The 9,455-nt window shown below is 44.8% G+C and carries 9 protein-coding genes and 1 pseudogene; 3 read left to right on the top strand and 7 right to left on the bottom strand.

Features of this window, described 5'->3' with window-relative positions; all coding sequences use genetic code 11:
* Window positions 1-102: 102 nt before the first annotated feature.
* The 7 genes from ACFW2W_RS13945 to ACFW2W_RS13975 form a co-directional block, all read right to left on the bottom strand.
* On the bottom strand, window positions 103-2,634 hold the full coding sequence (locus tag ACFW2W_RS13945) for a hypothetical protein (protein WP_378178938.1): 2,532 nt from the start codon (window positions 2,632-2,634) through the stop codon (window positions 103-105).
* A 15-nt stretch (window positions 2,635-2,649) separates the two neighbouring features.
* On the bottom strand, window positions 2,650-3,870 hold the full coding sequence (locus ACFW2W_RS13950) for a CHAT domain-containing protein (RefSeq protein ID WP_378178916.1): 1,221 nt from the start codon (window positions 3,868-3,870) through the stop codon (window positions 2,650-2,652).
* A gap of 135 nt (window positions 3,871-4,005) precedes the next feature.
* Window positions 4,006-4,779, bottom strand: a complete 774-nt coding sequence (locus ACFW2W_RS13955) for a uracil-DNA glycosylase family protein (protein ID WP_378178918.1) — start codon at window positions 4,777-4,779, stop codon at window positions 4,006-4,008.
* Between the two features lie 93 nt (window positions 4,780-4,872).
* Window positions 4,873-5,049, bottom strand: coding sequence for a hypothetical protein (locus tag ACFW2W_RS13960; protein ID WP_378178921.1), 177 nt, complete (start codon window positions 5,047-5,049; stop codon window positions 4,873-4,875).
* 271 nt (window positions 5,050-5,320) lie between these two features.
* The gene (locus ACFW2W_RS13965) at window positions 5,321-6,268 is read right to left on the bottom strand and encodes a DUF1822 family protein (protein ID WP_378178924.1); all 948 of its coding nucleotides are present in this window, start codon (window positions 6,266-6,268) and stop codon (window positions 5,321-5,323) included.
* Window positions 6,265-7,032: a hypothetical protein gene (locus tag ACFW2W_RS13970; protein ID WP_378178927.1), complete on the bottom strand. Its 768-nt coding sequence runs from the start codon at window positions 7,030-7,032 to the stop codon at window positions 6,265-6,267. The genes ACFW2W_RS13965 and ACFW2W_RS13970 overlap by 4 nt, the downstream gene beginning before the upstream one ends.
* A 307-nt stretch (window positions 7,033-7,339) precedes the next feature.
* Complete coding sequence (locus tag ACFW2W_RS13975) at window positions 7,340-7,558, bottom strand: hypothetical protein (RefSeq protein WP_378178930.1); 219 nt, start codon at window positions 7,556-7,558, stop codon at window positions 7,340-7,342.
* 118 nt (window positions 7,559-7,676) lie between these two features.
* Between ACFW2W_RS13975 and ACFW2W_RS13980 the strand changes: the two genes are divergently transcribed.
* The 3 genes and pseudogenes from ACFW2W_RS13980 to ACFW2W_RS13990 form a co-directional block, all read left to right on the top strand.
* Window positions 7,677-7,880 carry a hypothetical protein gene (locus tag ACFW2W_RS13980; RefSeq protein WP_378178933.1) on the top strand — a complete coding sequence of 68 codons (204 nt, stop codon included), beginning with the start codon at window positions 7,677-7,679 and terminating at the stop codon, window positions 7,878-7,880.
* On the top strand, window positions 7,881-8,102 hold the full coding sequence (locus ACFW2W_RS13985; protein ID WP_378178936.1) for a hypothetical protein: 222 nt from the start codon (window positions 7,881-7,883) through the stop codon (window positions 8,100-8,102).
* Window positions 8,103-8,400: 298 nt separating this feature from the next.
* Window positions 8,401-9,273: pseudogene (locus tag ACFW2W_RS13990) on the top strand (PEP-CTERM sorting domain-containing protein); the annotation flags it as partial.
* Window positions 9,274-9,455: the final 182 nt, after the last annotated feature.

A 9,455-nucleotide genomic window follows, 5' to 3' on the forward strand; every position in this document is an offset into this window, starting at 1 on the left:
CATTCGTTTAAAATCAGATGGTGAATTTTCCAACGCTTGTTTATATTTCATTTTGCCGTCTATAATTATTAATTATTTCTCCCTCTGTTTAGCTTATTTTTTCTAATTCCGCAAGAGGTCTACTGTTTTGTCGGCGCTGGCGGAAACCAAAGTCTGACCATCTGGACTAAAACTTACACCCCACACCTCAGAATCATGCTTCTGCAAAGTGGGAAGTTTCTCAGGATTAGGGTGCCAGAGTTTAACTGTAGTATCTGCGCTAGCAGAAGCCAAACTCTGACCATCGGGACTGAAACTCACACTGTAAATAGAAGCGCTGTGTCCTTTGAGGGTAGCTTGCAGTGTGCCATCTTTTCGCCAGAGTTTCACCGTTTTGTCCCCACTGGCAGAAGCCAAAGTTTGACCGTCTGGGCTAAAACTGACAGCCCAAACTAGATCGTTGTGTTCTGTCAAAGTTCTGTAGGGACGAGTTTCAAACCCGCTTTTAGTATCGTTGCGGTGCCAGAGTTTCACAGTTTTATCCGCACTGGCAGAAGCCAAAGTCTGACCGTCGGGGCTGAAACTGACGCTATTGACCGAAGCGGTATGCCCTTTTAGGATACCCAACAATTTACCATCGCGGTGCCACAGTCTAATTGTTTTGTCGGTGCTAGCTGTCGCTAAAGTTTGGCTGTCTGGGCTGAAGCTAATACTTGTTACCCAAGAGCGATGACCCTTTAAGGTAAGGATTAGGCTTCCGTCTCGTCGCCAAAGTTTCACCGTTTTGTCCGCACTAGCAGAGGCTAGAAACTGACCATCCGGGCTAAAAGCAACGCTATTGACCTTGCCAGTGTGCCCTTTGAGAGTGGTCATGAGTGTACCGTCCCGGTGCCAGAGTTTCACCGTTTTGTCATAACTCGCAGAAGCCACCGTTTGGCTGTCAGGGCTGAAACTGACGCTTTTCACCTTGTCTCTATGTCCCTCCAGCGTCGTCAACAGCGTGCCATCGCGCCGCCAAAGTTTAACTGTACCGTCATCACTTGCAGAGGCGATGGTTTGACCATCCGGGCTAAAACTGAGGCTAATAACTGTTCTTTGATGTCCCTCCAGACGGTTATACTCTCTGACGCCGTAGACTGCTTGCTGTAGAACCGTTACAACTCGAATGCGGGTGTCGGGTTTGGCTTCGATGGATTGTTGCAGCTGTCTACCTGCCTTTAAACTTTCCAGCAATGCTTCTAGTTCTTTATTCGAGGCTAAGAGTTCATCTGAGGAGGCACTTAAAGCATTGAGTTGGGCATCGATTTCGCCTGTTTCGGCTCGCTGCCATTGCTTTGTAGCAATTCCAACCAGCATTCCTGCTGCGACCAAACCGCTAGTGATTCCCAGGATAACTTGTCTTCGTTGGCTCAAGCGTACCGCCTTCTCTCGTGCTTGTAGTGCCAAACTCGCCTGAATAAAAGTCTGTTCTTTTGGACTAAGATCCGCCGAACGGTCGGCATACCAATGTTGGGCTTCTAATAACGGCGCACCCCGCCACAGTACCCCCTCATCTTGCTGGCTATCCCATTGTCGCAAAGCTATCCGCAATCGCTCCTGCCAAGTCCGAAAGCTGCGGTCATCCTCGACCCACTGGCGCAAGCGTTGCCACTCCCGAATCAGCGCTTCATGGACGATTTCGACGGTTTCAACCCTGGTTGCCTCATCTTGTCTGCTGACAACCAAACGCGCATCCGCTAGGCGCGTAACTAAGTTCCAATTGTCTTGTCCTACGTCGGTGCGGGTGGCGATGCGGCGAGTATCGGCGGTGCCTTCACCGGGATGCACCAGTTGGAGAAAGATACGCTTTGCCTGTTGCTGTTCTTCCGGTTTGAGTGCTGCATACACCTGTTCGGCATAACTTGCGAGTGCTTGTTCGACACCCCCAATGGCATCATAAGCAGCATGAGTCAGGATACCATTGCATTGTTGTTCCCATAGCAAGGTCAGGGCAAACTCCAGTAAGGGCAGTTGACCGGGTTTGCAGCTGACGGCATCTAGAATGCGCGATCGCAATCCTTCCTCAATCTGTACGCCTAAATTCTGGGCTGGTTTTGCGATCGCTGCTTGCAGTTCCAAGCGGCTCATTGACCCTAAAAATTCTGGGGGAAAGCGCTGCAACGCAGAGGCAAAGGGATGATAAGAAAGTGCGTATTCGCAGAAATCCGCTCGTAACGTGAGAATTAGGGTAAACCTGGGTATCTGGTTAACAGCGGTTAATAATTCATCTTGAAAGCGTTGACGAGTTTCAGCTTCCTGACAAAGCGCGTACAATTCCTCAAACTGATCGGCAAATAAAAGTAGGTGGACTGTGGAGATTTTATCTAGAATGCGCTCTAACACAGCGATTAATGTCAAGTCACCCTGCTGAATTGCCGTTGCCAGTTTGTTGATTTCAACCAAACGATCCGTTTCACGCAACTGCGGTTCTAATAGGGGAATCAGCTGTTCTGCCAGTTTTAAAAAAGGACGATTCCCCGGACGAAAGCTAACAATTAGCCAGTTTTCTATCTGACGCAGACGCGGAATTAAGCCTGCAAACACTGCTGAAGATTTACCGCTACCGGAAGGGCCAATTGCGGTTACGAGTGGCTGATTATATACCGCTTTCAGCAGTTTCTCAGTGAAAGCCTATCTGCCAAAGAAAAACGGTGCATCGGCTTCTTGAAATGCAGACAAACCTCGATAGGGACAGGGAAGAATTGGGGAAGAATTAGATACTGGGGTAGAGTCACAATCTTGCCCAGTTTCTTTGCCTCTATCACTTAATCCTTGCCAAATTACGGGCACAGCGGTTGGATTTTGGCATATTACTGGCAACCAGCTGGCGCAGGGACATCGATCCTCTAAAGCTTGCAGCTGTTCTCGTGCTTCTCGGACAGCTGTATAAAAAGATTGACCACTGGCAAAGGCGGTGAGAAAATACTTGAGAAATTCCTGGGCAACCAAGTCAGGGACTGGTTCCCGCATGACAACGATTTGGGGAATGTGGAGACTTTCCAGGGAACGTGCTAAGCCTAGTCCATCGCAGGAATTGAAAATTGCCAGTTGTAAGCCGCGTTCTATTGCCTTTTTCAAAGCATAGGTTAATTCGGTGATGGATAAGCGATCGCTACCATTAATCTCAATCTCACCCGTTTCGCCACAAGAAAGGCTGGAACTATGTCCAGCAAAAAATAAGATATCCCAGCCTGCTGAGTCCCAAAGTTGTTGATATAGCTGGCGGCGTTGCGGTTCTACTAAAAAGACAATTTCTGCATCATCAAGTAAACTTGAAAGCAACTGTCGATCTGCTTCAATATCAATTCCATTCCCATTCCCCAAAATCGCTAAAATTCTAGGTTTTTCCCGTAATGGTGCATCAGTTTCCACCCGTTCATAAGCAGTTGCCCCCAGCGCTACTTCTGCCTTTGGGTAACGCTCGAAAAAATCCCATAAATGCCAAGGGAGTCGTCGCAGTTGGTTGTCTTCTATTTGCAGAATCAACCGCACTGTATCAGTTGGTAATAATTTTTCGAGTAATTTTTCTCGAATGGGGCGAAAAGACTCAGCTTTGAGCCAGATTGTCAAACTATCTGCTAAGGTTTGAGCAGACTGGCGGCAAGCGTTAAGTAAATCTTTTGGAGAACCCTGAGTAATTTGTCCCCCTCTTTCTTCCAAGCGAAACAGGAACGACAGACTGCGATAAATAGACTGCCAGTGTTCGTATTGTTCCAGCAGATGGGTTGCTGGAGGCAATTTACCTTTAGCACGGGTGGTGACAGCACGGTTGCCTTCTTCCCGAATTTCCAGCGTTGTTACTGCTCCCTGATGCAAGTCACCATCGATATCCAGGATGACTAATTTTTCCATCGCTGCCTGCTTTCGGGAACTTTCCTGAATTAAGTCATTACAGCATTAATATAGGCTCAAACTTAGCATATCTGAGGCAAATTAGCAAAAGCAAAATTCGCCATTATAATCTTTTTAGTTCTTGAAGGTAGGGAATCACGCCTTACTGAGTTCTTGAATAATTTTTGAGCGCCAAAACTGAATTTTATTGTTTTGGCTTGCGGGTTTTCCCATCAATTCTCTCCAGGCATGATTTGCGGCTCCGCTGGGATGGGGAAATTGAATTTGTCTGATTCCAAGTTCCATTCCTCTGATAGTATTTTTTGAAGGTTTTCCCCAAGTAACAATTACAGTTGGCTGAATAAATTCAAGCTCATGTTTCAAAATTATCAAGAATCTATTCCTGTCTTCTCGGCTTAATTTAACTCCTTGATATAGGCGAGAAAGAGCGCAAACCCAAACTTTATATATGTCGGTTAAATAAACCCTGTATCCCAACTCAAAGAAAACTTTTATAAATTCAAAGTAAAGCTTGGTTGTAAAAAGTTTTTCTCGACATCCTTTTGCATGAAATGCATAAGGGGTACCGATTGTGATTCCATCACTACTCTCATGTCGCATAGGATCTTGCCCAATAACCGCAATAACAGGTTTATCTGAGATGCCATTGTCCTCTTCTATAAGACTGGGCAAGTCAACTCCAACGGCAGGAGATTCATCATAGAGCTTCTGGAATGACTCATCATGAGACTTGAAAAAGTTCCGATTGACAAGAGGATGTTTAGGATACTCAGGAGCGTTAAATGTACTACGCAAACTATCGTAAAGCGAACGCAATTCTTCTTGATTAGTTTCAAATGTAGAGCAGAGAATTTTAGTTAGCTCTTGGAACTCATAGGCGCTGAACTCTGAAAATAAGTATTGGCTCATTTTTCTTGGCTTTACATTCAGGAATAGAAATTCGTGAAGAAATTAGTGGGTTGAAGGTGATGTGTGGTTTGCAAACGCTACGCGATCGCTCATTTACCCCGCCTCTTCAATATGATCGTTTTCTGTATCCATCACCTCAAACTTTACCTTGTTGTACAAATCCAGCAGTGAAATTCTAAAGGGAACTGAACTGAGAGCGATCGCTTCACCTTCCTCGTCATACTCACACAGCATCCATCGCTTCTTCCCGGTTTTAGAAAACTGCTCCACAGATATTCGGGTTTAATCCAGGAACAGAGATTTTTTAACTTCCAATTTTCGGGTAGGGGCACGGCACTGCTGTGCTCCTACGGAGATTCTGTATCATGCAAGTAATTTAATCTGCACTCCTCAATGTTTTGGCTCATCTAAACTCGCCTCTACAAGACACTAGACCTATTGCAAAAATCACCTATCCCATCTGTGTTCATCTGTAGTCATCTGTGGTTTCATTCCTTAAACCTGGACTTATGCAAAAAGTCTATTTTTCATCTAAAAATCCCTAAATGACAAAAGCTTCTGTAATGCTAATATCTCCTAACGCTACTTTGACACTAAATGGTTCCCCCATCTGTCCACTGAACTCATATTGCATGAAGGTGTCAGTCCCACTTGCAGTTATTTCTCGGAATATTTCCCCAGATTCTGTTAATACCATCAATTTCAGTTGAGGTGGCAGTGGTGTTTGTGGATTGATAGAACAAAGTTGCAGATGAATGCCTAATCTTTCCCGATTTTCTGGCTGGAGGGTGACAATTAAAACAACTGTATTTGTTTGCAACTCTATCCGCTTTGCCCGTCTTACAGTTGACCTGCGTAATGCTAAAAGGGGTGTTTGCGGCGTCAACACTTGCTCAACTGTCTGCCAACTTGACTCGAAGAGATTTTGTAACCAGTTGTTTAGCTGCGATCGCGTCTTGTCGGGTGTAGCTAACAACACCAATTCGAGTTGATCTAGGTACTCAATCAGTGCATCCAGGGATTGCAAGTCAGCGATTTGCAGTTCCTCCGGTGGATCGATACTAGCGATCGCGGGGGCAAATCCAATCAGTTGTGCTTCCTGTAAGTAGACTGGTTCCGTGGGAGTAGAACGCGATCCAAACTGAACTGCCACATAGCCAACTCGGTCTTGCATCACTTCTGGCGGTAGCGTAACAAATGTCTCCCCAGGAAGCACCGGGCGGCACTCTAACTTACCTAATTTGGGCAACACCAGATCCGCCACATCAAACATGGTTCGCATACCAGGATGCCAGCTGTCGCTTGAGGTGAGATTTGGTTTGTATCTCAACCATTTTAAATAGCGGTGAACTGCCCAGACAGCTAGGGTATTGAGATATACCCGCACCCCCTTTTCGGGAGTCGCTTGCTCTTGTGCAAATTGTCGCGCCAGCTGATGGGCGGTGTCGCTGAGAGGAACGGTAATAGAAGGGGGTGCAATACTGTTCATAAGTCTTCTACATTTGGTTGATAGCCCAAACTTCTAGCGATCGCTTGGAGAAGCGGGAGTCCCTTGTTTTTCCAATGCCAGTTCAGGGTGTTGTAATTAATGTTGAGATCCCGTGCTACAAGAGCGAGTTTGTCGCGTGGATACTTTAAGAGCAAGCGCTGGCTGAGGATTAGGCAGTTACACTCTGGATAAGCTTGGGGATGACAGCGCCGAAGTTTGCCTTCCGGATCTTGGTCAATATATTGCTTTAGTTGAACCCCAATTCTTTGATTTTTCTGCTGTTCCTGTTCTCGCTGGGTTTGTGCTTCTATTTCTAAGAGCGTACAGGGAACTAAAGCCGCCAAGCGATCGCTAAAAGTTTCACTTCCATCATCCCCCAAGGGAACATCAAGCGAGAGGGGTGGTTTCCTCACTTGTTCTTGAAATTCCGCTTGAGGATTCTTGGGATTTTTGGCGCGAGTCTGCTGGGAGGAATGCAAGTCCCGCACTTCATATTTCAGGCGTAATTTCAGGTTAATCCAAGCCACCAAACTCTTCTCTAAAGAAGGCTGTCTGGGTTCAAATTCCTGTATCTCATCACCTAATTTCAGCAATGTATCATCCAAAGCTTCCAAGTAATCTGGGTGCGCGGATCTCGCCAATCCTGGCAATTGCTGAATTTCGATCAACAGCTGATTCATCGCTTTTCGCCAGCTAAGGCTCCCAGATGGATGCTGACGGACTGCTTCAATTAATTTGCCAAGCCGCTCATCCCGTTCGTTCATAACAGGGAATTCAGTAAGATTCTCTCCTCTGGGTGTTGAGTCCTATCGAATCCATCTTCGTTTTTCACAGGTTTTATAAAGTTTTGTAACAAATATTGGGGATATCCCCACAAGTTTGAGGCGCGAGCCTGAGAGATCGGTAGAGCGATACCTGAATCTCTGATAGGAGGAGATGCCATGAAACACTTTGCAATCCTAATGTACTTTTTGCGCGATCGCCATAAATTTCTGGAAGAGATTAGTAAGGAGTAAGACTTGAAAACAAGATTGTTGCCCTATTAATTAGTAGTTCCGCATTTTTTGCACTTTATGGAGCAATTATCGGCTCATTTAGTGGCGGATTGCAAATGGTTGCTTCAGCCATTAAGCTACCAGTATTGTACTTAATTACACTAGCTATTTGTTTGCCTACTTTATATTTTTTCGATGTGATTACAGGCTCTAAGCGCAGCTTTGGACAATACATGGCTTTGCTGTTAGCTTCAATGTCAATCATTGGCGTGATGCTGTTCAGTTTTGCACCCATTATCAGCGTCTTAGCCGTATATTCACCCTTTTTTACGCTGTTTTTACCGATTAACTATCGATAATGCCAGCATCAGGTTTTCCGGAGAATAAAAATCAACTTTTAAAAACATAAAACCATGAATCTCAAGCAACCCCAGCAACAAAGATTACCGATTTTTTTAGTTTTGATTGTATTGTTGGGATATTTTTATCCAAAAATAGCAGTTACCGAAAATTATTTTCCACTTTATCCTGGTATAGATACTATCTATCCACCACGGTTCTCCGTAGAAAAATTTAATCTGATATCTGTGGAAATGTCTAGAAAAGAAGTCTTATAATTGTTAGGTAAACCTTCATTTAGAGGCGGCGTTCCTATTGATATCCCTAAAAAATATTCTTACAGGAAGCAGGTAGAAAATAATTTGACCTGGGGATATGGACTTGATGGTGGGTGTAGAGGGTGGTGCGATTTTGCGTGGGTTGGATACTTTATAGAGTTTGATAGTGAAAGCTCAAATGCAAAACTTGTCGAAACAAGACGGGAAGTATTTTTGGATTAATGAATACCCTGTCTATTTTTTTACACTTTATTGAGCGATCGCGTAAATGAATATATTCACTTACTCAATGAATATTTGCAAATTGGACTCAGCGTGCATAAGGAATTGAGGAATTAACGAACCGCCAAGACGCAGAGGACGCGAAGAAAGAAAAAGAAGAGAATTTTACAAAAGATTTAGAAGTGCTGTTGAAAAAATAAGGGCTAATGGCAATTCCACTTCGGATTGATATTGACAACCAACAATTATCAATCGTTTTCTAAGAAATCCAAAATGTGTTTCTAGGTCTAGCTGAGTTATGAAAAATCTGCTTCATGTCACATACCAAACCATCTTTTGGGTCTGCAATCTTACATTTTTGCTCGTAGTCTGCTTTGGGATATTGTCTGAGATTGGAAGTCAAATCCTCACTGGTGAATCTATTAGTCAGAACAATAGAGAATTCCTCATCACCCTTGCGGTTCTGATTGTGATATCGATTATCTGTACGGTGTCGGGCTTGTGGCGTTTCCGTAAGCCACCTTTACAGATGATAAGTCTGTTTTATGGCGTGGAAGTACCTCTGTTTTTCCTGGGCATACTCTTCTTTTTCCTCAGACAGGTACTCCGCATCAGGCTACCGGAACTTACGCCCGCTAGCGCCTTGATTCTGGGCACGGTAGTCGTTTGTATGGTTTCTTTTTACCTTGAAGTGCTATACGGCTATGCAAAACGTCATCAAGCGATCGCATGGTTACAAATGAGCGCTCACAGTCTGATGCCTGGAGTCGGTGTATACGTGGGGTTGCTGCTGCTATTTTATGCCGCACCCGCCGCTGTCTTTCTCATTTACTACTTCTTCAAATTTCAGTGGGTAAGGGAATTTTCGTATATATGGACTTCCGGAAAGTGGTGGATGCCCGTCTCCTTTATGCTCTTTTGCGTGAGCGTTGTCCTATCCCTGTTCATGCCTTGGATATTGGCAAGCTACTACATTCAATCTGGGCACCGAATCTTACACGCTTTTGCGGCTCAGTATGGGCGAAACCGCACTGTTATTGGTTCGGGGGTAGTGGTGAGTGCTTGGATGATTCTGTGCCTCTCATTCAATGCCCAGCCCCAGATCCAGGCATTTAAACTGTTAGAAAATCCAGCACCATCAGACAGCGAAAAGGCAGCACTCGTAGCCAAGTCCGATCTGATTCGGGATGGACTCCTGAACGCTTATTTTTCTTCCTATCGGTATCTAGTGGGACTTAAACAAATTTTAACCCCAAACAAAGCCCAAACTAGCTTTATAAGCAAAGAATACGTTCTGATTGTGGTTCAACCACTCAATAAAACGAAAAGACATCGCTGTACGAAACGCCTCTA

Source organism: Coleofasciculus sp. H7-2 (assembly GCF_042747725.1).
Taxonomy (GTDB): domain Bacteria; phylum Cyanobacteriota; class Cyanobacteriia; order Cyanobacteriales; family FACHB-T130; genus FACHB-T130.